Source organism: uncultured Chloroflexus sp. (assembly GCF_937951745.1).
Classification (GTDB): Bacteria; Chloroflexota; Chloroflexia; order Chloroflexales; family Chloroflexaceae; genus Chloroflexus.
Genome location: NZ_CALFBQ010000010.1, coordinates 79,960 through 102,704 on the forward strand (window position 1 = coordinate 79,960; position 22,745 = coordinate 102,704).

Here is a 22,745-nt window from a genome sequence, read left to right on the forward strand (position 1 = left end):
CCGCGGCCCCGGCGGACTGCGGCAGACAAAACTAGAACTGATGTCGCAATTATAGCTGCCGAACACTTGTTTTGTCAAGTACGTTTGTTCAAGTTTTTGTGATCGGCTAGTATGAGGAGGCTTGCCGGTAGGCAGGTTGCTTCGAGTATAATGCACGGTATGGGAACAATAGCTGTGCCAAATGATCGATTAGCTGCTCAACGTCGCACCCTCCGCATTGCGTGGCTGACGCTGTTTGCGTTTTTAGGGTTGTTTTTGGCCCTCGTCACGCTGGTAGCACTGAGTGCGCGGCAGTGGTATCTTGCCGCGACTGATACGCAGAAGGCGACATTGGTTGTGCGGAGTCTCAATGAGAGTATCGTCTGGCAGCCGGCAGGCCGGACGATCTTTCAGGGTACGCGCGATCAGCAAGAGCTGGGCGAAGGCGATGTGTTGCGCGCTTTGCCGAACGCTGGATATGGGCAAGTGGCCTCTTTGCGCCTTTTTGAAGGCAGCCAGCTCGATTTGTGGGCTGGCGCTGAATTGCGCTTGACCGAACTTCGCACCACCCGCTGGTATAGTGGCGCTTTGCAGGTCACACTGGAACAGACCAGCGGGTATGTGCGGTACGATTTACGCGCCGATCAGCCGTTTCAAACGGTGCGCTTTACCGTATTGGTTGGCGATGCGCGGGTCGAGTTTACTCCCGGCGGCAGTTATAGCATTGACCTGTACCCGCCTGAACGGCGCGTTATCCGCAGTGATGGCCGGCCAGCACTGATCGCCGATATTGCGGTGCGTGCCGGCAGTGCGATTGTAAATGGGGTCGTGGGCCAGCCGGTGCGATTGGCCGCCGGCCAGCGCGTTGAGGTGGATCCGGCCGGATTGCCCGGTCTGCCGGTGCCGGCACGCTGGGAGTTGATCCGTGATGGCGGGTTTTCCCTCTTTTCTGAGATGGAATATAACAATACCACCCGCGCCGATGATCCAACATTGCCGCGCGCGACAACATGGCAAGTCTCAGGGACGCCGAATTTGCCGCTGCCCGAACGGGGCTTCTTCCGATTGGCCATGATTTGCCGTCCGCCAAATCCAACATTGAGCTGCCCGCCGGAAGACCGGCGTACTGCGGCGTGGTTTTACCGAACGGGCGGGCAAGTCAACGGCTTTGTGACCAGTATTCGCCAGTTGTTAGGGGTGAATGGCGCCGGTGTTGATGTGTCCGAGTTCCGCTCGCTGGTCTTTTCACTCTGGGGTAGGATCGATTATCAGTCATTATTGGCCGCTGGCGATCGTGGCACTGAATGCCCGATTATGATCCGGATTGTGGCCCGCCGCAGTAGTCCCGCCGATCCTGACGAAGAGCGGGTGGTGTGTCTTTATACGGCAGCCAGCGATCAGGATTTGCGGGTGCGCGCCGATGGGATCTTTTATCAGCGGGTTGATCCAGAAACGTGGACGCGCTTTCAAGTTGATCTGCGCGATAAGGGGTGGTTGCCCGATTACCGCTATTTGCGCAGCGTTGAAATTTATGCCAATGGGCACGATTACGATGCGCGGGTAGTGGATGTGTCGTTGGTCGGGACGCAATAACGGCAAGATGATGCTCTATCATGGCGTTGATGTGGTTGAAGTGGCCCGAATCCGTCACACGGCGCTGCGCTATGGCCAGCGCTTTCTTGCTCGGGTCTATACTGCCGCCGAGCAGGCTGATTGCGTATCCGCTGACGGTATGCTGCGTTTCGAGGCGTTGGCGGCGCGGTGGGCAGCTAAGGAAGCGTGTGCCAAGGCCCTAGGAATCGGGTTGCGTGGCTTGGGCGCGCTAGCTGTTGCTGATCGTCCGCGCGCCGGGCTTCTTGAGATTGAGGTCGTGCGTGATGCGGCGGGCCGGCCTGTGTTGCGGCTGGCGGGGATCGCGGCGCAGACGGCGGCTGCCTTGCGGATTGAAACGCTGGCGGTGAGTCTGTCGCATACCGCTGATCTGGCGCTGGCTAGCGTCGTGGCATGGGGATTGTAGGTTCCTTTACCCAGATCTATGTGGTGGAGTGGCGCATGGAATCTGCTTTGCCGTTCGTGGTGACAGCGGCCCAGATGCGCGCCGCCGAAGAAGCGGCGGTGGCCGCCGGCAGCGATTGGGCCGTGTTAATGGAGCGCGCCGGTACTGGGGTGGCGCAAGCTGCGCTCGCTTATCTCACACCGTTGGCCGGGCGCACGGTGCTGGCGCTAGTTGGCCCCGGCAACAATGGTGGCGATGCGCTGGTCACTGCTCGCCATTTGGCCGATGCCGGTGCGCAGGTGACACTCTACTGCTGGCGGCGCAACCGGGTTGATGATAACTTGCTGGCATGCCGCGCGCGCGGCATCCGTGAATTGCACGCGGCTGATGATGTGGATGGGGCGCTGCTTACGGCTGCGCTCGCCGAAGCAACGTTAGTGGTTGATGGTCTGCTCGGCACCGGCGCCCGCCCGCCAGCATCTGATCTGGCTGCGATCATTACCGCTGTCAACGCTGCTCGCGCGCAGCGCGTCGATCTACGCGTTGTGGCGATCGATCTGCCGAGCGGCGTTGCGGCCGATGATGGTCAGGTGGCGACCGTTGCCATCCGTGCCGATCTGACGGTGGCGACCGGTTTGCTCAAGCGGGGGTTATTGCTCTGGCCCGGACGAGGCTATGCCGGTACGATAGTGGTAGCACCGATTGGTTTAGGCTTATTAGATGAGGCAGTGACAATGAGTGAATTGTTGACGGCAACCCAAGCCCGCTCATTTCTGCCGGCGCGTCCGGCCGATGCGCACAAGGGTGTATTTGGTAAGGTGCTGGTGCTAGCCGGTTCGATCAATTACCCCGGCGCCGCAGTGCTAGCGTGCGCCGGCGCACAACGTGCGGGCGCCGGTTTAGTCACCTTAGCGACTGGGCGTAATGTGTTGGCGCTGGCCAAGGTTCCGCCGGAAGTGACCTTGCTACCAGTGGCCGAAGGCGATTGGGGTGCGATCGGGCCGGTAGCGATTGATGAGCTAGCCGAAGATTTGCCTCGTTACCAAGCGTTGTTGATCGGGCCGGGGTTAGGCCAAGCTGAGGCGACCCGCCAATTGGTGCTGCGTTTATTTGGCCTTGATCAGGTGCGTAGCCGGGCGCGAGTGGGGTTTGTCGCGGTGGGGGAGTCGATAGCTCATTTGCCACAGAAAACGGTTGAATTGCCGCCCACGGTGATCGATGCCGATGGCCTCAATTTATTGGCGAGCGCCAGCGGCTGGTTCGAGCGGTTGTCACCCGAACGTTGTGTGTTGACGCCGCACCCCGGCGAGATGCGCCGTTTGCTCGGGGTGACCGAATTGCCGCCGGACGCGGTGGCGACGGCAGCGGAGGCGGCCCAGCGCTGGCGGCAGACGGTGGTGCTTAAGGGGGCGACGACGGTGATAGCAGCACCCGATGGCCACACCCTGATCCACGATGGCGCTAATCCGGCCTTGGCGACCGCCGGTTCGGGTGACGTGCTAGCCGGTATCATCGCCGGGTTGATGGCGCAAGGGTGCGCGCCGTTCGCCGCTGCGGCGTTAGGTGTCTACCTGCACGGCGCTGCCGGGGCCAAGGCTCGCGCAGCAATGGGTGATGCTGGCGTGGTGGCCGGCGATCTGTTACCATTCGTGCCACAAGCGATCCGTGAATTGCGCGCAGGCTGAAGCGCTGTGCAAGGTGGGAAAGGAATGGCCGTGATGCGCATGGTTGATATTATTGCCGCCAAACGTGACGGCAGAGCATTGACGACGGCTGAAATTGATTGGGTTGTCAAAGGATATGCTGCCGGTGAGATTCCCGACTATCAGATGGCGGCGCTAGCGATGGCGATTGTGCTGCGCGGCATGGACGATCGCGAGACGGCTGATCTAACCATGGCCATGGCCCGTAGCGGCGATATGCTCGATCTGCACGATATTGCTCCGCTGACCGTCGATAAGCATTCGACCGGCGGCGTCGGCGATAAGACTACGCTGGTGCTGGCGCCGTTGGTGTCGGCAGTTGGCTTGCCGATGGCCAAGATGAGCGGTCGCGGCCTAGGGTTTAGCGGCGGTACGATTGATAAACTGGAGAGCATTCCCGGTTTTCGCACCAGCCTGAGCGCCGAAGAGTTTCGCCGCGCCGTGCGTGAGTTGGGTGTGGTCGTTGCTGCGCAGAGCGGCGATCTAGCACCAGCGGATAAAAAACTCTACGCCTTGCGCGACGTGACTGCCACGGTTGAGTCGATCCCGCTGATTGCCGCTAGCGTGATGAGCAAGAAGCTGGCGGCGGGGGCTGATTGTATCGTGCTTGACGTTAAATACGGGCAAGGCGCATTTATGCGCACGATCGACGATGCGCGCCGGCTGGCCCGAACGATGGTGGCGATTGGCCGCCACGCTGGGCGCAAGGTGGCCGCTGTGCTCAGCAGTATGCAGCAACCGCTCGGCTTCGCGATCGGCAATGCGCTCGAAGTGCGCGAAGCCGTCGCGGCCCTGCGCGGGACGGGGCCGGACGATTTGGTCGAGTTGTGTCTGGTATTGGGCAGTGAGCTGGTGCGAATGGCTGGGGTGCGGGCCGATGCCGATTCAGCGCGGCCAATGCTCGTCGAAGCGTTGCGCAGTGGCGCGGCGTGGGCGAAGTTTCGGGCTATGGTCGTCAATCAGGGTGGCGATCCGGCAGTGATTGACGAACCGGAGCGGTTGCCTGCGGCGCCGGTGCAGGTCGAGCTGCCGGCGCCACGGACCGGATTCGTTACCGCGATTGATGGGCAGGCGTTGGGTTTGGCAGTGAATGCGCTTGGCGGTGGCCGGTCACGAAAAGAAGACACGATTGATCACGCGGTTGGGTTGGTCTTGCGGGCGAAGGTTGGGATGCGCGTTGCTGCCGGCGATCCGCTCCTCACCATCCATGCGGCGCGCCAGAGCGATGTTGAGGCAGTTGCCGAGCAGTTGCGCACCGCCTATACTATTCATGACGCGCTGCCACCGCCGCTGCCGTTGGTTGAAGAGATTATTCGCTAAGGTGATGGCTTAGCAACAGATGTTTTGAACCAGTACAGGGTATAATTCTAGCAGTTTGTCGAGCAACGTTTCGGTGAGCAATGATCTTTGATGTCATTGTGGGGGCGCCACCCGACAGCAATCTTCCGCTCAGGCGGGAGGCTATCTCGCTGGTGCGGGAAATTGCGTCGCTGCGCAGGCAATGCACCACATTGCCTCTACGCGCGGCTTGCAATGACAGGCGGAAAGCGGTGCGCAATCACGTAGAAATCATCGATCGTGAGGCTAGCTATGCCGATCTACGAATACTTCTGTCCTGCTTGCAACGGCCAATTCCAAAAGTTAGTGCGCGGGTTTAGCGATCCGCCCGGTTTGGCTTGCCCACGTTGCGGCAATACCGAGGTTCGCCGCGCCATTTCGCGCTTTGCTACCCTGAAGTCGGAAGATGACCGGATTGAGTCGTTAGCCGATCCATCCAACTTTATGGGGCTAGACGAGAGCGATCCCCGTTCGATTGCCCGCTGGGCCAAGCGTTTGGGTAAAGAGTTAGGCGAAGACGCTGGCGAAGATTGGGATGAGATGGTCGATCAGATGCTCGAAGAGGAGCTGAGCGGCAAACAGGACGATGAGGAAGGTAGCTCGTCGGCCAAGCCCGATAATCTCGGTTGGGCGTGACCGTCTATTTGCATAAAAGACAATCTAACGGTATTATAAAGCAAAGTCGCTTCTAGAATGAACGGTCGAGTATGCGCATCCTCTTCTACACCGGCAAGGGCGGCGTCGGTAAAACCAGTGTGGCAGCGGCTAGCGCTCTCCGCTGCGCCCAACTTGGGTATCGGACTATCGTGCTCTCGACCGATGCGGCCCACTCGCTGGGCGATTCGCTCGGCGTAGATTTGCGCGCCGAACCGATCCAAGTGGTGCCGAATCTGTGGGCGCAAGAGATTAACGCCCTCCACGAGCTTGAGTCGAGCTGGGGGGTGGTATCACGTTATTTAGCCGATCTGTTGGCGTGGCAAGGGGTTGAAACGATCGCCCAAGGTGAGCTGTCGGTCATTCCCGGCACCGAAGAACTCTTCAGCCTGCTCCAGATCAAGCGCCATTACGACGAAGGCAAGTATGACGTGATTGTGGTTGATGCCGCTCCCACCGGCGAGACGCTGCGCTTGCTGTCATTGCCCGATGTGATGCGGTGGTGGATTGCCCGCCTCTTCCCGATTGCGCGGACTTTGTTGCGGGTGGTGCGTCCGGTGGCGCGGCGGGTGACTGATATGCCGATCGCCGATGACGATGTGCTGGCGTCGGCGCAGCAGGCGATCGATGCGTTGATCGATGTGCGCCAGTTGTTGACCGACCACCAGATTTGTACGGCGCGGATCGTGATGAACCTCGAGAAGATGGTGATCCGCGAGGCGCAACGTTCGCTGACCTATCTTAGTCTGTTCGGCTACGCAGTTGATGCGATCATCGTCAACCGGATTCTGCCGCCCGAAGTTGACGCTCACTTTGGCCAATGGCGGGCAATGCAGCAGCGATATGCGCCGATGGTCGAGGAGATGTTTGAGCCGTTGCCGATTTTGCGCGTGCCCCACTTCTCGCAAGAGATTGTCGGGGTCGAGTTGCTTTCCCAATTGGCCGACCATCTCTTCGGCAAACACGATCCGGCGGCTTTCCTCTATCAAGGCCCAACCCAACGGCTGGAAAAGACTCCCGATGGCTACGATTTGATTGTACCGTTACCGTTTGCCTCTGAGGATCAAGTTCATCTGGCGCAGAGCGATGACGAGCTGCTGATTTCGGTCGGCTGGCACCGCCATCGCATTGTGTTGCCGCAATCGTTGGCTCGTTTGCGTGCCCAAGATGCCTTCTTCGAGGATTCATCGCTACGGGTGATCTTCCGGCGCGAAGCGGCTGCATAGGAGGGGCAGCAACGCTCTGCTCTTCTTATGTTGCCGCAATGGGCAAGTTGCTCTCGTTCCGTTGGTATGGTATACTAGCTGTCAGTGCGCCCCAAGGGCGCAATTTCGTGTGTAGTTCTGGGAAGAGGGATCGCTATGGCCAGCAAAAAGGGTAACCGCATCGTGATCAAGCTGAAGAGCACCGAGAGCGGCCATACCTATACTACCGAGAAGAACCGGCGCAACGATCCGAGCCGCCTCGAGTTGCGCAAGTATGATCCGATTGTCCGCCGTCACGTGGTGTACCGCGAGACCAAGTAGGGGCAGAGCAGCGTTCTGCCAACAGCATGGGCAGAGCAGCGCTCTGCCAACAGCATGGGCAGAGCAGCGCTCTGCCCATACACATTTAAGTTTAAGTATAATGATCCGCTTGTTGCGCATTGTGCTCCTTGCCGCCTTTGAAACGACACTGGTTGCGCTGCCGTTGCTAGCGCTCGCAGCGATAGCGTTGCCGTGGCCGGGATTGTTTGGCGCAGTGCTGCTCGGTTGGCTGGCCGATGGCGCGGCGCGTCGTCTGTGCCATCCATTCCACTATTTGCCGCTGGTGTTGGCGCCGCTGCTTGCCGCCACCGGCTTGCTGTGGCTAGCGATTGGTGGTGATCCGCTGGCGTTGTGGCCAGCCTTGTTGCCGGGCCAACCCCAAAGTGGTCTCGCATACGTGGCAGCGCTGGTTGCGTTTTTTCTGACGTGGCGGGGGGCTGGGTTAGAGAGCCACGATAGTGCGACTATACTCACTTTTGCCGGCAGAGGGATGATTGCCGCGATCGCGTCGCTGCTAGTTGGGCCGTTGGTGCGCGCTGGCGCTGCTGTACCCGCCGATGCGCTGCTGACGTATGTAGCGGTAGCGATTGGCACTGGTCTTGGTTCGTTGGCGCTATCGCATGTGATCGAAACTTCTGCCAATCGGACGGTGGACGGGCGCTGGAGCCTTCTCTTGCTAGGAGTAGTTGGCAGCGTGTTGGCGATCGGTGCCGCGTTGACGGCGCTGCTCAGCGGTGAGGCGGCGCTCGACGGCGTAGTCAACCTGCTGCGTTTTATGCTCTTGCCATTGGCGCTGATTGGGGCGGTGCTAGTCTATCTGTTCACCGTGATCTTTGGTGATCTGATTCGCGCCCTCGTGGCGTTGTTGGGGCAGGCGCTGGCCCAGATGAACCTCCGCCCTGAACCGCCGCCGGTGACCGATACGGCGCCGATCGACGATGCCGCCATCGAGACGGTGATCGCCTTGGCGCAACAAGCAACCTTCTGGCTAGCGTTGATCCCGCTAGCGGTGTTGCTGGTCTTGCTGATCTGGTGGCGGCGGCGCGCGCGCCGGGTTGAAACTGATGAAGAGCGCGAGTCGCTCGATGTCGGCCAAAGTCTGCTGGCCGATGTGCGCGATCTACTTGGGGCGCTGCGCAATCCGTTTCAGCGCCGGTTGAGCGGGTTGCAAGCGGCACTGGCAGCTTTGCGTGGCGCTGATCCGGTGACGCGGGTGCGCCGTGCCTATATTCAGGTGCTGCTGGCGTTAGAGGAGCGCGGCTTACGCCGGCCACCAGCGCAGACGCCATCTGAGTGGTATACAACAGTAGCGCCAACCTTGCCCGATCCCGCGCCGCTCGCTGAGCTTACCGCCATCTACGAGCGGGCGCGTTACCAACCTAGCGGCGTCGCACCAGCCGATGCCGCTATCGCCGAGCAAGCCTCCCAGATGGTACGCCAGTAGGGGCGCCCAGCCGAGCGCCCCCGCTTCAGCGTCTTTACTCCACCGTCACGCTTTTAGCGAGGTTACGCGGTTGATCGACATCGCACCCGCGCAACACTGCGACGTGATAGGCGAAGATTTGCAATGGGATCACGTTCAGCACCGGCTGCAAGAGCGGCAAAGTTGCAGGGATACCGATCATGTGATTGGCCTTTTCGGCCAGCAGCGCATCGCCGGCGTGACCAATCGCGATCACCTGCCCGTGGCGGGCACGCACCTGCTCGACGTTGCTGATCATCTTTTCGTAGATGTGGTCACGCGGCGCAATGCAGATCACCGGCATATTCTCGTCGATCAGTGCGATCGGGCCATGCTTCATCTCGCCCGCCGGGTAGCCCTCGGCGTGAATGTAGCTAATCTCTTTCAGCTTGAGCGCGCCCTCAAGTGCGATTGGATAGTTGATCTGGCGGCCAAGGAAGAGCGCGTTGCTCACCCGGTGGTAGCGTTCAGCCAGCTCGATGCAGATCGGCGTCGCCAGCTCGATCGTCTGCGCCGCCTTACCGGGCAGCTCGATCAACGCCTGAATATGCTCGCGGATCTGGGCCGGTGTGAGGGTGCCTCGCGCTTGCGCCAGCCGCAGTGCGAACAGGTAAGCGACCACCAGCATCGAGGTAAAGGCTTTGGTCGAAGCGACCCCGATCTCAGGGCCGGCATGCAGATAGATCGGGCCGCCGTCGGCCACGCGGGCCGCTTGGCTACCGATCGCGTTGACAATCGCCACGCTTGGCGCGCCCTGCGCGCGCGCCTCTTCCATCGCCGCCAGCGTATCAACCGTCTCGCCGCTTTGGGTGAACGCCAGCAATAAGGTATCGCGCTCACCATCACTCTGCAAGATTGGCCCGCGATACCGGAACTCGCTGGCGTAATCGACTTCAACCCGCACCCCGGCAAGACGCTCAATCAAAAATTTCGCCACCAGCGCCGCATGCCACGCCGTACCGCACGCGGTAGCGTAAACCCGGCGCACCCGGCGTAGATCGTCATCGCTCAGACGCAGATCCGCTAGCTCGATCCGTCCGCGCTCTTGGTCGATCCGGCCCCGTAGCGCATCCATCAGCGCGCGCGGCTGCTCGGCAATCTCCTTCTGCATAAAGTGGCGATAATCGCCTTTGGCCGCCGCTACCGGATCCCACGCAATCGTGTGGGTGGGCCGCTCGACCGGGGTGCCGTCAAGGCGGGTGATAGTGACACTATGGCGGCGCACGACGGCAACATCGCGATCTTCGAGGAAGATCAAGGTACGGGTGTAGTCAAGGATGGCCGGAATATCCGAGGCGATAAACTGTTCGTCCTCGCCGAGACCGATCGCCACGCCGCCGGCATTGCCGAGTCGCGCCGCCACCAGCGTATCGGGTTCGTGGATCGAGAAGGCCACAATCGCGTTGCCGCCGCGCAGCTCGCTAAGAGTCTGGCGTACCGCAGTGACCAGATCGTGGCTATCGCGGTAGTAATGACCGATCAGTTTCGCGATCACCTCGGTGTCGGTTTGCGACTCAAACTGGTAGCCGAGTTCGAGCAACCGTCCTTTAAGACTGAGATAATTCTCGACAATGCCATTTTGAATCACCACAATCGTGCCACTGGCGTCGCGGTGCGGATGGGCATTGATCTCGGTCACACTACCATGGGTTGCCCAACGGGTATGGCCGATCCCGATCTGGCCGTGGGTTGGTTGGGCGACCAGCCGCTGTTGCAAATTGCTCAGTTTGCCAACACTGCGGCGCAATTGCAAACCGAGGTCGGGATCGTAGATCGCGATGCCAGCGGAGTCGTAGCCGCGATATTCGAGCCGTTGCAAGCCATTAATCACGACGGTAGTCGCCTCGCGTGGTCCAACATACCCAACAATACCGCACATAGTTCGAACTCCTACATAAATTCATGGCAGCATCAACCGGCAGGCGTAGACAATCCACTGCACCTCATGCAGCAGAACGCAGCAAACCAAGCCTGCGGTGACACAGCTTACCCGGATAGACAGATTGGGATGGGGGAAATGCTATGTGGCGGGTCGCTGCCGATGGCTCTGCCCTAGCCCGTCACCGGGAGGTGTTACCCCATCAGCTTGCCGGTGGCACCCTGCACCGGGGAGGCTTCCGCTGATCACTCGATGTTCCGGGCGGCTAGCGCCCGTTAGCTCCGGCTCGCGCCGGGAACCTCCGTCCTCGTCAACTTCGCCGGTAGGCGAAGCCCATGCGCTTCATTGTCTAAAGACGTGTTATTGCTCTACCCTCCCGGCTGCGCCCCCGCACAGCCCTAGCCGGCCAATCTTGATGCCCGTAGTATATCACACTCCGGGCGGTCGGATGATGACAGTTTGCTTATGTAGGGACTAACGGTTAAATCATCATCCCCAAGCCAATAAAGAGTGCGGCGGTGCCAATGACGATCACCGTCGCCATGATACGGGCAGTGCGACCACAGGCTGGCGGCGTTTCGGTCAGCGCCAGATTGGCCATCATCACGCTAATGATGCTAAAGGCTACCAGCGCCAGAAACGGAATCTTCACAAAGCTCAGCGCGCCGGGAATATTGATGTAATCGAACGCGCAGGGCACCACGCCAGCGCAAGGGGCAGGCGGAATAATCAGCATCACCATCAGATAATGGTAGAGCGAAACGGCGATGCCGGCCAGCGCCAGCGGTAGCGCATAGAGGTAGACCTTGCGATCATCACGCCAAATTCCGACAAAGAGAATAAGCACCAACGGATACATCAAAATCCGCTGATACCAACACAATTCGCAGGGAATCCAGCGCAAGACTTCGCTAAAAAACAGGCTGCCGGCAGTCGCGATCATCGCAGCGAGCAAGGCGATATGCCGGCAGCTCAGGCTCAGCCAATCAAGCAAGCTGAACTTGGTTGCGGTGGTAATAGTCATTGATTGAGCGCGATCCATAGAGTACTCCGCTTGGATTGATACAACGCGTTTGCATTGTATCATGGGATATTGCTTGAAGTGGCATCTAAGCAAGTGTATACTAGAAGGTAATATTGCGATATGGCGGGCGGGTGGTTTCCTTTTCGATACCTCTCGGCGTAGTCACGTGGATGAACGCTGGAACGCCGCACAAACCCGTTTGCTCGCCGACGTAGGCGTCTTGTTCGTCTCACTTAACCAACTCGAGGCGTTTCAGCACGTTGCCCGCCGTTTAGTGCCATTATTGGGCGATTGGTGCGCGATCATCATTCGCGACGAACATCAGCAGGCGCGCCGAGTTGCGATGGCATGCGCCGATCCCCGCCAACAGCCGCTAGCCGATCAGCTTGTCCAAGCCGATCCATTGGTGGATCCTGCCTCTGCCCCGGCCCAAGTGCTGCGGAGCGGGCAACTTGTGTTGCTGGCCGATCTTCCCGACAACTACAGCGAACAACCAGCGTTTTCGCTGGCGTACCGCGCAATTATGCTGCAAGTCCGGCCCCGCCACCTGCTCTGCGTGCCAATGCGCGCTCGCGATCAGGTCAATGGAGTGTTGGTCTTGAATTTCACCGATGCTTCGGGCCGCCGCTTTACGCAAAACGATATTGACTTTGCGACGGAACTGGCTCAACGCATGGCGCTGGCGGTAGAAAATGTCATTCTGTATCGCTCAATGCAACGCCGGCTCAACCAGTTGTTGTTGGTGCAGCGGGTGGCCGGGTTGGTCAATTCGGCGTTACAAACCGAAATGCTCTGCCAACTCGTGGTGCGCCAATTACATTCAGTGTTCGGCTATCAGTTGGTCAGCATTTATTTATTGCATGATGGCGCATTGCGTTTGCAAGCAGTCGTTGGTTATGATCAAGTATTGCCGGTCATACAATTGGACGAAGGCGTATCCGGGAGAGTTATGCGCACCGGCAAGGCCGAGTTTGTGCGCGATGCCAGCCTTGATCCCGATTTCATCGAGGTGCGGCCGGGCACGACCCAGTGCATTGTTGTGCCCCTCCGTTACGCTGAAGGCACGCCGGCTGGCGTGATTATTGTTGAGTCAACCGGCAATCCTCCGCTTGACGATGAAGATTTCTTTTTGTTATCGCTACTCGCCGATCAAGTTAGTGTCGCATTATTAAACTCGTTTCTCTTTGCCCGCATGCTGGAAACCTTCGAGCGGTTTCGTTCATTGATCGAATTGGCCGGCAACGTGATTATCTGTCTCACTCCCAACTTGCGCATCACCGAATTCAACCGCATGGCCGAACAGGTCTTTGGCCGCACTCGCGGTGAGATGATCGGAGCTGATTATCCGTCTGCGTTGCTATCAGAAGCGGAACAGCCATTGTTTGCGGCACTCGTGCGCGAGGTGATGAGCAGCGGCAATAGCCGTTCGTTTGAAACGACGTCGGTGATGCAGGGGCATAAGCGCTGGTTATTCTGGACGATCACGTGCCGGCGGCAGTTGAATGGTGACGTTGCCGAACTGTTGCTGGTTTGTCAAGATCTGACCGAACAGCGCGAAAAGTCGTTGGAGTTACTGAACTACGAGCGGCGGTTACAAGCGCTCGAACGGTTAGAGAGTATGGGGGTGATGGCGGGCGGGATTGCCCACGATTTTAACAATCTGATCAACATTATTATTGGTAATGCTCATCTGTTGCAGACGGCATCCACGATCGAACCGTTCGCCCAGCAGAGTCTGCGCCATCTGTTAAGCGCTGCCCATCAAGCCGGTGATCTAGCGCATCAACTGCTGAATTTTGCCGGAGAAGATTGCCTACAGGTAGAGCGTTTGCAACTCAATCAATTGATTGACGAAACCTTGCCAATGTTGCAGTTGTCACTAGGATCACAGGTAGACGTGCGGCTTGATCTGGCACCGGAGTTGCCGGAAGTCATAGCTGATCCAGTGCAACTCCGGCAGGTGTTGATGAATCTGGTGATCAATGCCTACGAAGCATTGCCGGAGCGCAGCGGCTGCATTAGTATTCAGACTCGCCAGCGCATCCTCGACACCGATACGTTACATCGCTTACTGCCGCCGCACCAGTTATTGCCCGGCGAGTATGTGGTGATGTCGGTACGTGATAACGGGATTGGCATTGATCCAGCGATTCGCCAGCGCATTTTTGACCCCTTCTTCACCACCAAAACGCATGGCCATGGCCTCGGCCTAGCGGGTGTGCTCAACATTGTCCGCCGGCACGGCGGTGCATTAGAAGTTGAAAGCCAGCTCGGCAGCGGTAGCGTCTTTACCGTTTGGCTTGCGCCACAGCCGGCTGCGGCAAGAGAACGCTCTCCGTTCCCTGCCGAAAGCGACGCCGGGCCGTTGGTGCTGGTGATTGATGACAACGATGAAGTGCGCTCGTTGATCGAACGGATGCTAATCCACGCCGGGTATCGGGTGAAAGCGGTGGCCAGCGGCGGTGAAGCGCTCGAACTCGTGGATCCCGATAGCGAGATTGCATGCGCGCTGGTTGATCTTACGCTGGCCGATACCAATGGGTATGACATCTGTCGCCGGATCGCCGCGCGTGATGGACGTGTTCCACTAGCCCTGATCAGCGGCTACCCAGTTGATGCGAGCCATTTAGGAGATGGGCCGGTGGTGGCCACACTGCAAAAGCCTTTCCGAGCCGAGGCGCTGCTCGAGTTGGTACAACGGCTGATCCGAATGCGTGAGACGTCGTTGTCTTGAATCAAACGCCAGCTATTTGTCAGCTTTCATTTATTGACATGCCTTGCCGGCAACGGTATAGTAAATTGTCAGACAAAATTATGTGATGGTGAGGAGGTTCTGGTGTCGGCCCAGCATTCGCAGCCTTTCAATCCAGCTCACGATCGCCCGGTAGATGATACATTTACGCCGTCGTTACCCGGCGCAGTTGATTGGCCAGATCAAACTGGGCCACAGCCAGCAGCGCAGCGTAGTTCGGTTCGGCGAGCACGGCGCAGGTCGCGGCTTGGATGGTGGTGGCTATTGGTGATGCTGCTTACCAGCGTTGGTCTGGTTGCCGGCGCGCTCGTCTATCTGGAACAGAGCTATGCGGGCCGTATTTTGCCCAATGTCAGCGTGCGCGGCGTGCCCGTTGGCAATCTGACCCGTGACGATGCCCGCGCTGCGATCGAGGCGACGTTTGCCCCCTTTCTGGCCCAACCGGTGGTCTTGACGTACAGTGGTCGTTCGTGGACGCCGACCCTTGCTGAGTTGGGGGTGACGCTCGAGATTGACGAAGCGCTGGATGCCGCGTTGACTGTTGGCCGGGGCAATGATCTCTTTACCAATTTGCAACAGATCGGGGCCGTTTGGCAGTATGGGGTTGAGTTGCCGCTCAGGCTTTCGATTGATCAAGAGGCCATGCAGCGTTACTTGCTGGCGCGGGTGGCCGAAGTCGAGCGGCCAGCGGTTGACGCTCGGCTAGTGCTGAATGGCACCACGGTGCAGGTTGAACCAAGCGCGGTTGGCCGCCAAGTGTTGGTGATTGAAACGCTCCACGAGATTCTGGCCGCGATTCAAGATTTAAACCCGGATACGGTAGCCTTGCGCACGCGCGCGCTCGAACCGGCGCTACGCGATGATGCGGCGTTTGTGGCCCAAGATCAAATCGCAGCAATGCTGGCCGGGCCGATTACCCTACTGGTTGATAACCGGTCATTTGTGTGGTCGCTTGATGAATTGGCCCGCATGATCCGGGTCGAGCGAGTGGCCGATCCGGCTGGTGACCGGTTGGTGGTGAGCATCGATCGCGAGATGGTCATGGACAAATTGATCGCGCTCGGTGACTCAACCGAGGTGAAAGGCACCTATCCGCGCTTGAATTGGAATGATGGCCGACTGGAAATTTTCCAAGAGGGCAAACCGGGGCGACGGATTGATGAAGCGCAGGCGCTTGCTGAGGTGTTGGCAGCCTTGACCAAACCGGCTGACCAGCGGACTATAGCAGTCAGCTTCCGCGAGATTCCGCCGCCGATCAGTGCAGCGAACCTCGACCAATTGGGCATTACGACCCTAATCGGGGTTGGGCGGAGCGACTTTACCGGCTCGGCGCCATACCGTGTGACTAATATTCAAGCTGGCATGCGCTTGCTGCACGGTGTGCTTATCGCGCCCGGCGAAGAGTTTTCCTTCAATCAGACCATTGGCCGGATTGATGGCTCAAACGGCTTCGTTGAGGGATACGCGATCATTCAGAATCGCACCCAGTTGGAGTGGGGCGGCGGTATTTGTCAAGATAGCACAACGGTTTTCCGTGCTGCGTTCTGGGCTGGCTTGCCGATCACCGAACGCTGGGGGCATTCGTTTTACATTAACTGGTACGATCGTTACGGCTTTGGTCCTTATGGCGACGGGCCGGGGATGGATGCAACGATCTTTACCGGCGGTCCTGATTTGAAATTCCTCAACGATACCGGTGGCTGGATTTTGATGCAGACGTTGGTGGATACCCAGCGTAATTTGGCTGAAGTCCGGCTTTACGGCCCCGATACCGGCCGGAAGGTGTTGTTGGAAGGGCCAGTGATCACCAACCGCACGCCAGCCCCGACCGAGCCGGTCTATGTGGCAGTGCCTGATCGGCCCGTCGGCCAGCCGCGCCAGAGCGATAAGGCTCGTGGCGGGATGGATATTCTCTTTACCCGGATTGTGCTAGGCCCTGATGGAAAAGAGATCGAACGGCGCGAGTTTGTCACGCGCTTCAAGCCATGGCCTGATATCTTTGAGTATAATCCGGCTGACCTCGGTCCCGATGGCAAGCCGCTGCCAACGCCCACGCCGCCGGCTGAACCGGCACCGGCTGAACCGGCACCGGCTGAACCGGTGCAGGATGCGACGGGGTAAGGTAAGGGCGACGTTGGGGTTGCCCTTACGAAGGGAGATCAATCCCAATCAACGGCAAGACCTCTCCCCATATATTGGCAAAGGCGGGCGCAACGGCTTGCGGCTCGCCAGTGGTATAGCAGCGGAGCATACCACTCCCCTTCGGCAACCCGATTCGTTCGGCGATGCGCGCAGTTTGGGCCGCAACCGCCGGCCCGGTATCGATAATTGTCACTTCTGGCCCGGCGCAGGCGCTGATGAGCGGGGTGAGGGGCGGAAAATGGGTACATCCAAGCACAATCACATCGGCATCGGGTACGGCGGCGAGATGGCCGGCAATAAGTGTACGGGTTTGCTCATCACTGGTGGCGCCGGCTTCCACTTGCTCGACTAAATCGGGGCAAGCTAACGCATAAACTTCAACATCAGCGGCGTAGGCAGTAACGAGTGCGCGGAAGCGATCGCTCGCGAGTGTACCGCTGGTCGCCATCACTGCCACTTTACCGCGGCGAGTAGCTGCTACCGCCGGCTTCACCCCCGGTTCCATGCCCACGACTGGTACCGGCAATTCATGGCGCAGCAATTCAATCGCGGCAGCCGTCGCGGTGTTGCACGCGACCACGACGATGCGCACGCCTTGATCAACCAGCCAACGCCCGCAGGCCAATGCGCGCGCGCGGATCTCGTCAACCGGTCGCGGGCCGTAAGGGCAATAGGCGCTATCAGCAAGGTAGACCAGATCAGCGTGGGGCATACGGTCACGGATGGCGCGCGTGACTGTCAGACCGCCCAATCCGGAATCGAAAATGCCAATCATAACAAGGTTGGGTTATCTGTGTAATAGCGAACAATGTCACCGCAAACAGTTGGTACAGGAATCGCATGGCAGGCGCAGAGCGCCGCTCTGTCCGCTCTGTAGAGAGAGGAGCGACAGGCAGAGCGCCGCTCTGCTCCTGCTATAGCCGGCACGCGGCAATAAAATCGGCGAACAGCGCCTGCCAGCGCGGTTCGCTACTATCCCAGAGATGTTCGGGGTGGCATTGCACGGCCAACAGGTAGTGATCGCCGGTTGTCTCAACCGCCTCGATAATACCATCGGGGGCGTAAGCTACTGGGCGCAGGCCGGGGGCGAGCGTTTTAATCGCCTGATGGTGCATCGTGTTGCACCCGATCTGTTCAACCGATAAGACCGTCGCTAACCTTGAACTGGTGGTGATTGTCAGCGGATGGGTCAGGTCCGTCCAAGCGCGGGTGCGGGTATTGGCGCGATGGTCAATAGTCGTCTCGAATTGGGCAGGAATATCCTGATAGAGCGACCCGCCAAGGGCGACGTTTATCACCTGCAACCCGCGACAAATACCGAGCAGCGGTTTGCCATCAGCGGCAGCCCAGCGTGCTAATGCTATCTCAACTGCATCGCGTTGCGGATCGACCGGTCCGAGCTGTGGATGCGGCACTTCGCCGTAATAGGCTGGATCGACATCACCACCACCGGGCAAGAGGATACCGGCGCACAGGTCATACAGCACGCGCACGGCGCTGAGATCATCGGTCAAGGAGATGATCAGCGGGATACCGCCGGCAGCTTCGATGGCGCGCAGGTAGGTAGGCCGCACTGCTTGCAATTTGCGGCCATCGGCGCTGGCGCCGCTGTGCATAACCGTGATACCGATTAGGGGACGAGCGTGATCAGTCATAGTAGGTTCAATATTACGGTAGGCTAAGCGGCACGGCTCTGGCGGCGTGTGTCGCGGCAACTCTGGATAAACGCGGCAAAAAGACCTTGCCAACGAGGATCGGCTACCTCCTGCAACGCTTCAGGATGGCATTGGACGCCCACAATAAAGGTGTGATCCTCGCTTTCGAGCGCTTCGATCACGCCATCGGGCGCCCATGCCACGGCGCGCAAGCCGGGAGCCACGCGGCGTACCGCTTGGTGATGCAACGAATTGATCATGAGGTCAGTCGTGCCAAGGGAGCGGGCCAAGCGCGAGTCGGGCGCGATGGTGATCGGATGGGCAAGGAACGTCCAATCTTCGCGAGCATAAGAAGCGTTATGATCGATCGGCGAGCCAAGCTGAGAGGGAATATCTTGGTAAAGCGAGCCGCCGAGAGCGACATTAATCATCTGCACGCCGCGGCAAATGCCGAGCAGCGGTTTGCCGTCGGCGGCAGCCCAGCGGGCAAGGCGCAATTCGGCCATATCGCGCGGCGGGTCAATCATGCCAAGGCGCTCGTGGGGTTGATCGCCGTAGTGGCTGGGTGAAATATCGCCGCCGCCGGCGAGCACTAAGCCGTCGAGCTGGTCGTAAATCGCGCGCAGCGCAGGAGCGTCGAGCAGGGGCGGGATCAGCAGCGGCGCGCCGCCGGCCCGCAGCACAGCGTCAACATAAGTTTGGCGATGGCCATATGAAGGCGGACACCAATCGCGGTCGCGGAAGGTGCCGCAGGAGATTCCGATCAGAGGCGTCATGCGCGCTTCCTCCATGGTCGGTAATGCCGATATTATGAGTGCGCATTATAACATACTATCCTAGCGAATCATCAGTCGCGGGAATGATTGCACGGGAGTACTTAGCGTCGTGAGGCGGTTTACCCGTATGTTATGCTAAAGGTTATCCGCGTTCGGTCGCAACTGGCAGGGCGATGGAGAAGGTACTGCCTTCGCCGACGATGCTATCAACCCAGATTCGCCCGCCGAGCAATTCGACCAGCGGCTTCACGATCGACAAACCGAGGCCGGTGCCGCCCGCTTCAACCTTGAGCGGATTATCGGTGCGGAAGAAGCGGTCGAAGATGCGGGGCAAATCTTCGGGCCGAATACCAACGCCGGTATCGCTTATGCTGAGCAGCAGATAGCGGCGACTATCGCTCAACGTGCTGCGCACCGGTTCGGGCAGATCGACATTGAGGGTCTCGCGAGCGGCAATCGTAATTTTGCCGCCGGGCGGAGTATACTTAATCGCGTTGAGCAGCACGTGATAGAGGATCTGGTGCAAGCGCATCGCATCAGCCCGGATCAACGGCAGGCCGGGCGGGATCGAGATCGTCAATTGATGCCGGCGTTGAGCGATTTGTGGTTGCAGTTCGGCGATCACGCCGCTGAGGGCCTCGGCGAGATGGAGCGAGCGCCATTCGAGATCAATGCTGCCTGACTCGATCTTGGTAATTTCGAGCACATCGTTAATGAGATTAATCATGCGCTCAGTATTGCTGTAGATGGTATTGACGAACTCACGCTGGGTATCGTTCAATTGCCCCAACCCCCCCATCGCCAGCAATTGGGTAAAACCCTTGATCGCAGTCATCGGGGTACGCAACTCATGCGACATGGTGCCGATAAACTCATTCTTCATGCGATCGGCTTCCACTTCGCGGGTAATATCGCGCAACACCAACAAGGCACCGAGCAATTCACCGTCGTCTTCGTTGACATCTTCTTTAAGCACAGGGCTAAGAGAAACATTGATCGTGCGACCACTGATCACGGCTGTGGTCGAAAATGTACGTGCTTCACCGGTAACGCTAAGCGGACGGCGGAGTAGATCATCGAGCGGCAATTCGGCAGCATGGTTGCTCAGATGCCGCTGAATGATATCGTGGAGATTCCAGAGTACGAGTTCTTCGGCAGGGCGGTGCAAAATGCGGCTTGCGGCCTGATTGACGCTCAACACACTACCGTAGAGATCGCAAACGATCACACCGTCAAGCAGACTTTGCAAAATGGCAGCAATTTGGCTCGTCTCTTTCTGTTGGCGATCGAGCAATTCGTAGCGCCGTTCGGCTTCAGCGCTAATCATGCGGAACAGATTCGCATTATTGATGCCAATCGCGATTGCACCGGCACAGGCATTGAGCAGGCGGACATGGCCTTCGTGGAAGAAATGGGTGCGCGAATGCGAAAGGGTCATGACCCCGATCACCTCGCCTTGCACAAAGAGCGGCACCGAGATCATCGAACCTTCGCGCTTGCGGGTGCTGTCGGGGATCGACACCCAACGCTCATCTTGCGCAACATCATTGACCAACACGGTTTGGCCGTGCTGGGCCGCCCAACCGGCGATGCCTTGGCCAATTGCAAAGCGGATCATATTTTCAGGCGTGACCTTCTTGCCTAAAATCGCTCGGGTCACGAGGAGACTAGGGTTATCTTCCTCGGCGAGCAAGATTGAGGCATGCTCAGCTTGAATAATCCGCGCCAGCATCTCAAGCGAGTTGTTAAGAATCTGATCGAGATCAAGCGTCTGATTGACCTGTGAGGCGATGGCATGCAGGGTGGCGAGCCGATCTTTCTCTTCTTCCAACTCGCGGGTGCGTTCAATCACCCGTTGTTCGAGTTCTGCGTTAAGGGAACGAATCGTATGATACAGGTCTGCATTTTGCAAAGCAATCGTCGCTTGGCTGACGATGCTCTGGGCTAGATCTTGCATAAAGCGAAGATCGAGCGGATTATTGCGCTCTTGCAGCGTCACGGCGCCAATCAGACGTTCACCGCCGATCATAGGGATGATCATCACGCTGCACCCGGCAATCAGCCAGTCGTGGTCGGGATCAACCGGAGCTACCGGCCAAAAGGTGCCGCCAGCGCAGGTAAATGCCGTCTGAATAACAGGGTTCGTAGGCGGCAAGCGATAACCGGACGATGGGCCGTCGACACTGCCCCGGCTAGCGGTGACGCGAAGCTGGTGGTTGGAATCTGTCAACCAGACCGCAACGTGGTGGGTGTCGGTAAGGCGATGCAAACTATCAATCACAATTTCCAGCAGCTCATTGCGGTCGAGGGTTGCTGAAAGGCGTTGCGAAATATCATTGAGCGCCTTCAGTTGCAGCGCGCGTTGATCGGCTGCCGCCGAGGCGGCATCAAGACTAGCAGCAATAAATTCGCGCTCGTGGATCAACTGGTTGGTGTGTTCGGCCCAAATATCAACTAACGTCGCAATAACCTGATCGAACAATTCAGCCAACGTATCGATCAGGGCGACATCAGGTGTATCGTGGAGCAAAGCAGCGCGGGTTGCGCGATGCATCTGATTGATATTGCGCACCAGTGCGGGCAGATCGGCGCCGGATTCAGCAGTGGCCAATTCGCTTAACAGCTCACGTAGCGGTTGATCGTCACCGTTAGCCGCAGCAGCTAGTGCGAGCGCGAAGCGTTGCAGATCGAGCTGAGCTTGGGTCGCCACCGATCCCGTGGTTGTGTCGCGCAAATCATTCCACTGTTGCAGCAGGGTGGCCTGCTGGGTTTGCAGCCAATGGCTCAACACAGGCTTCATACAGGCGATCGGCGGCTTTCTTTATTCACTACGCACGACTACGACCGTCGCGTCATCGTTATCTTTGCCGAAGCGAGCTAAAATCTCATCAGCAATCTGCTGGGGCGAACGGCGCAGATCGGGCGGCGGTTCAGTCGTGAACCGGCTCGAAATACCGTCACTGTATAAAACGAAGGTATCGCCAGAATTGTAGGTATAGGCAAGGCGCAAGAGTTGCGGTAACCGATACCCGACGATGCCATTTTTCGAGATCGGTTTGATGAGCAGATCGCTATACACTTGCGCGCCGATATTGCCAACGCCGACGAACTCAGCAGTGCGTGCCCGGGCATCAAGGCGAAGCAAGGCCATCACTGCGCCGCGGCTGCCGACGAGCGCGCGGTCGGCGCGGCGCATCAAGTCTGTCAGATCGGCAGCCGGATCGCTTTCGAGGATGGCAACCGCACGGCGGGCGGCTTCGGCTGCGGCATCACCACCGCCGAGACCATCAATCACCGCGGCCAACAAATGATCATCATCGTATGGCAATGCTAGGTAGGCATCACCACTGACACTCTGGCCAAACTTGGGCCGTAGCGCCGCTCCCCACACAAGCTTCATACTGCCTCGTTATCTGCGGATAGTACGCCACTTCACGGCGCGCACCGTCGTTCCCACGCCGGGGATGGAATGAATATGGAACTCATCCATCAGCCGGCGCACACCGGGTAAACCGGCGCCAAGCGAATGAGTTGTGCTGTACCCATCGCGCAGAGCTAATTCGACATCAGGAATGCCGGGGCCACAATCGCGGGCTTCAATAGCCAAACCAGCCATGCCCTCTGGATGATGAACGGGGCTAATTTCGATCTCGCCACCACCCGCATGCCGGATCAGATTATGGCCCAATTCAAGGATACAGATCTCAATGCGCGTGCGATCCGTTTCAGCAAACTGCAATTCACCGGCCAACCGGCGACCGGTGCTAAGAGCGACATAAATATCGGCTTCACGCTGAATGCGTACAATAGTCGCTTCCATACCTTGTATTATACCTGAAGGGGATTAGCGAAGTGCGAC

General features: G+C 58.7%; 18 protein-coding genes. 10 read left to right on the plus strand and 8 right to left on the minus strand.

The genetic code is table 11. The features are described 5' to 3' along the window. Nucleotides 1–174: 174 nt before the first annotated feature. From Q1A59_RS03990 to Q1A59_RS04025, 8 genes are all read left to right on the plus strand, one after another. Nucleotides 175–1,572 (plus strand): hypothetical protein, encoded by a 1,398-nt coding sequence (locus tag Q1A59_RS03990; protein ID WP_298405516.1) that lies wholly within the window; start codon nucleotides 175–177, stop codon nucleotides 1,570–1,572. Nucleotides 1,573–1,582: 10 nt separating this feature from the next. Then, entirely contained in the window at nucleotides 1,583–1,996 is a 414-nt protein-coding gene (acpS, locus tag Q1A59_RS03995) for a holo-ACP synthase (RefSeq protein WP_298405590.1), read from the plus strand. Between the two features lie 35 nt (nucleotides 1,997–2,031). Further along, complete coding sequence (locus tag Q1A59_RS04000; RefSeq protein WP_298405513.1) at nucleotides 2,032–3,660, plus strand: NAD(P)H-hydrate dehydratase; 1,629 nt, start codon at nucleotides 2,032–2,034, stop codon at nucleotides 3,658–3,660. Nucleotides 3,661–3,693: 33 nt separating this feature from the next. Beyond that, nucleotides 3,694–4,998, plus strand: a complete 1,305-nt coding sequence (locus Q1A59_RS04005; protein ID WP_366144858.1) for a pyrimidine-nucleoside phosphorylase — start codon at nucleotides 3,694–3,696, stop codon at nucleotides 4,996–4,998. A gap of 270 nt (nucleotides 4,999–5,268) precedes the next feature. Continuing rightward, nucleotides 5,269–5,652, plus strand: coding sequence for a zinc ribbon domain-containing protein (locus Q1A59_RS04010; RefSeq protein WP_298405508.1), 384 nt, complete (start codon nucleotides 5,269–5,271; stop codon nucleotides 5,650–5,652). A gap of 71 nt (nucleotides 5,653–5,723) precedes the next feature. Further along, nucleotides 5,724–6,896, plus strand: a complete 1,173-nt coding sequence (locus tag Q1A59_RS04015; protein WP_298405506.1) for an ArsA family ATPase — start codon at nucleotides 5,724–5,726, stop codon at nucleotides 6,894–6,896. A gap of 135 nt (nucleotides 6,897–7,031) precedes the next feature. Then, nucleotides 7,032–7,196: a 50S ribosomal protein L33 gene (rpmG, locus tag Q1A59_RS04020; protein WP_066788233.1), complete on the plus strand. Its 165-nt coding sequence runs from the start codon at nucleotides 7,032–7,034 to the stop codon at nucleotides 7,194–7,196. 100 nt (nucleotides 7,197–7,296) lie between these two features. After that, entirely contained in the window at nucleotides 7,297–8,640 is a 1,344-nt protein-coding gene (locus Q1A59_RS04025; RefSeq protein WP_299643970.1) for a DUF4129 domain-containing protein, read from the plus strand. A 34-nt stretch (nucleotides 8,641–8,674) separates the two neighbouring features. On the opposite strand, the gene glmS is transcribed toward Q1A59_RS04025, so the two are convergent. After that, nucleotides 8,675–10,537 (minus strand): glutamine--fructose-6-phosphate transaminase (isomerizing), encoded by a 1,863-nt coding sequence (gene glmS / locus Q1A59_RS04030; RefSeq protein WP_298405498.1) that lies wholly within the window; start codon nucleotides 10,535–10,537, stop codon nucleotides 8,675–8,677. 481 nt (nucleotides 10,538–11,018) lie between these two features. Beyond that, nucleotides 11,019–11,579 carry a disulfide oxidoreductase gene (locus Q1A59_RS04035; protein ID WP_299643973.1) on the minus strand — a complete coding sequence of 187 codons (561 nt, stop codon included), beginning with the start codon at nucleotides 11,577–11,579 and terminating at the stop codon, nucleotides 11,019–11,021. Between the two features lie 148 nt (nucleotides 11,580–11,727). Here Q1A59_RS04035 and Q1A59_RS04040 point away from each other — a divergent pair, with 148 nt between their 5' ends. Then, nucleotides 11,728–14,295: a GAF domain-containing protein gene (locus tag Q1A59_RS04040; RefSeq protein WP_298407253.1), complete on the plus strand. Its 2,568-nt coding sequence runs from the start codon at nucleotides 11,728–11,730 to the stop codon at nucleotides 14,293–14,295. Between the two features lie 102 nt (nucleotides 14,296–14,397). Next, nucleotides 14,398–16,434 carry a VanW family protein gene (locus Q1A59_RS04045; RefSeq protein WP_299643975.1) on the plus strand — a complete coding sequence of 679 codons (2,037 nt, stop codon included), beginning with the start codon at nucleotides 14,398–14,400 and terminating at the stop codon, nucleotides 16,432–16,434. Nucleotides 16,435–16,459: 25 nt separating this feature from the next. Here the strand turns inward: Q1A59_RS04045 and murI are convergent, their stop codons facing one another. From murI to Q1A59_RS04075, 6 genes are all read right to left on the minus strand, one after another. Then, nucleotides 16,460–17,230 carry a glutamate racemase gene (murI, locus tag Q1A59_RS04050; RefSeq protein ID WP_298407259.1) on the minus strand — a complete coding sequence of 257 codons (771 nt, stop codon included), beginning with the start codon at nucleotides 17,228–17,230 and terminating at the stop codon, nucleotides 16,460–16,462. Nucleotides 17,231–17,369: 139 nt separating this feature from the next. Further along, nucleotides 17,370–18,110, minus strand: coding sequence for a gamma-glutamyl-gamma-aminobutyrate hydrolase family protein (locus Q1A59_RS04055; protein ID WP_298407262.1), 741 nt, complete (start codon nucleotides 18,108–18,110; stop codon nucleotides 17,370–17,372). A 23-nt stretch (nucleotides 18,111–18,133) separates the two neighbouring features. Then, complete coding sequence (locus tag Q1A59_RS04060; RefSeq protein WP_298407265.1) at nucleotides 18,134–18,886, minus strand: gamma-glutamyl-gamma-aminobutyrate hydrolase family protein; 753 nt, start codon at nucleotides 18,884–18,886, stop codon at nucleotides 18,134–18,136. A gap of 142 nt (nucleotides 18,887–19,028) precedes the next feature. After that, a complete protein-coding gene (locus Q1A59_RS04065; RefSeq protein WP_299643978.1) occupies nucleotides 19,029–21,686 on the minus strand; it encodes a GAF domain-containing protein in 2,658 nt (885 codons plus the stop codon). 21 nt (nucleotides 21,687–21,707) lie between these two features. After that, complete coding sequence (locus Q1A59_RS04070) at nucleotides 21,708–22,286, minus strand: SpoIIE family protein phosphatase (RefSeq protein WP_298407271.1); 579 nt, start codon at nucleotides 22,284–22,286, stop codon at nucleotides 21,708–21,710. 9 nt (nucleotides 22,287–22,295) lie between these two features. Beyond that, nucleotides 22,296–22,706, minus strand: a complete 411-nt coding sequence (locus Q1A59_RS04075; RefSeq protein WP_298407274.1) for an anti-sigma regulatory factor — start codon at nucleotides 22,704–22,706, stop codon at nucleotides 22,296–22,298. Between the last annotated feature and the right edge of the window lie 39 nt (nucleotides 22,707–22,745).

Excerpts from the sequence above, each read along its gene's own strand:
- acpS (WP_298405590.1), top strand. The coding sequence starts at position 1,583 with ATGCTCTATCATGGCGTTGATGTGGTTGAAGTGGCCCGAATCCGTCAC.
- Q1A59_RS04000 (WP_298405513.1), top strand. The coding sequence starts at position 2,032 with ATGGAATCTGCTTTGCCGTTCGTGGTGACAGCGGCCCAGATGCGCGCC.
- Q1A59_RS04005 (WP_366144858.1), top strand. The coding sequence starts at position 3,694 with ATGCGCATGGTTGATATTATTGCCGCCAAACGTGACGGCAGAGCATTG.
- Q1A59_RS04010 (WP_298405508.1), top strand. The coding sequence starts at position 5,269 with ATGCCGATCTACGAATACTTCTGTCCTGCTTGCAACGGCCAATTCCAA.
- Q1A59_RS04015 (WP_298405506.1), top strand. The coding sequence starts at position 5,724 with ATGCGCATCCTCTTCTACACCGGCAAGGGCGGCGTCGGTAAAACCAGT.
- rpmG (WP_066788233.1), top strand. The coding sequence starts at position 7,032 with ATGGCCAGCAAAAAGGGTAACCGCATCGTGATCAAGCTGAAGAGCACC.
- Q1A59_RS04025 (WP_299643970.1), top strand. The coding sequence starts at position 7,297 with ATGATCCGCTTGTTGCGCATTGTGCTCCTTGCCGCCTTTGAAACGACA.
- glmS (WP_298405498.1), bottom strand. The coding sequence starts at position 10,537 with ATGTGCGGTATTGTTGGGTATGTTGGACCACGCGAGGCGACTACCGTC.
- Q1A59_RS04035 (WP_299643973.1), bottom strand. The coding sequence starts at position 11,579 with ATGGATCGCGCTCAATCAATGACTATTACCACCGCAACCAAGTTCAGC.
- murI (WP_298407259.1), bottom strand. The coding sequence starts at position 17,230 with ATGATTGGCATTTTCGATTCCGGATTGGGCGGTCTGACAGTCACGCGC.
- Q1A59_RS04055 (WP_298407262.1), bottom strand. The coding sequence starts at position 18,110 with ATGACTGATCACGCTCGTCCCCTAATCGGTATCACGGTTATGCACAGC.
- Q1A59_RS04060 (WP_298407265.1), bottom strand. The coding sequence starts at position 18,886 with ATGACGCCTCTGATCGGAATCTCCTGCGGCACCTTCCGCGACCGCGAT.
- Q1A59_RS04065 (WP_299643978.1), bottom strand. The coding sequence starts at position 21,686 with ATGAAGCCTGTGTTGAGCCATTGGCTGCAAACCCAGCAGGCCACCCTG.
- Q1A59_RS04070 (WP_298407271.1), bottom strand. The coding sequence starts at position 22,286 with ATGAAGCTTGTGTGGGGAGCGGCGCTACGGCCCAAGTTTGGCCAGAGT.
- Q1A59_RS04075 (WP_298407274.1), bottom strand. The coding sequence starts at position 22,706 with ATGGAAGCGACTATTGTACGCATTCAGCGTGAAGCCGATATTTATGTC.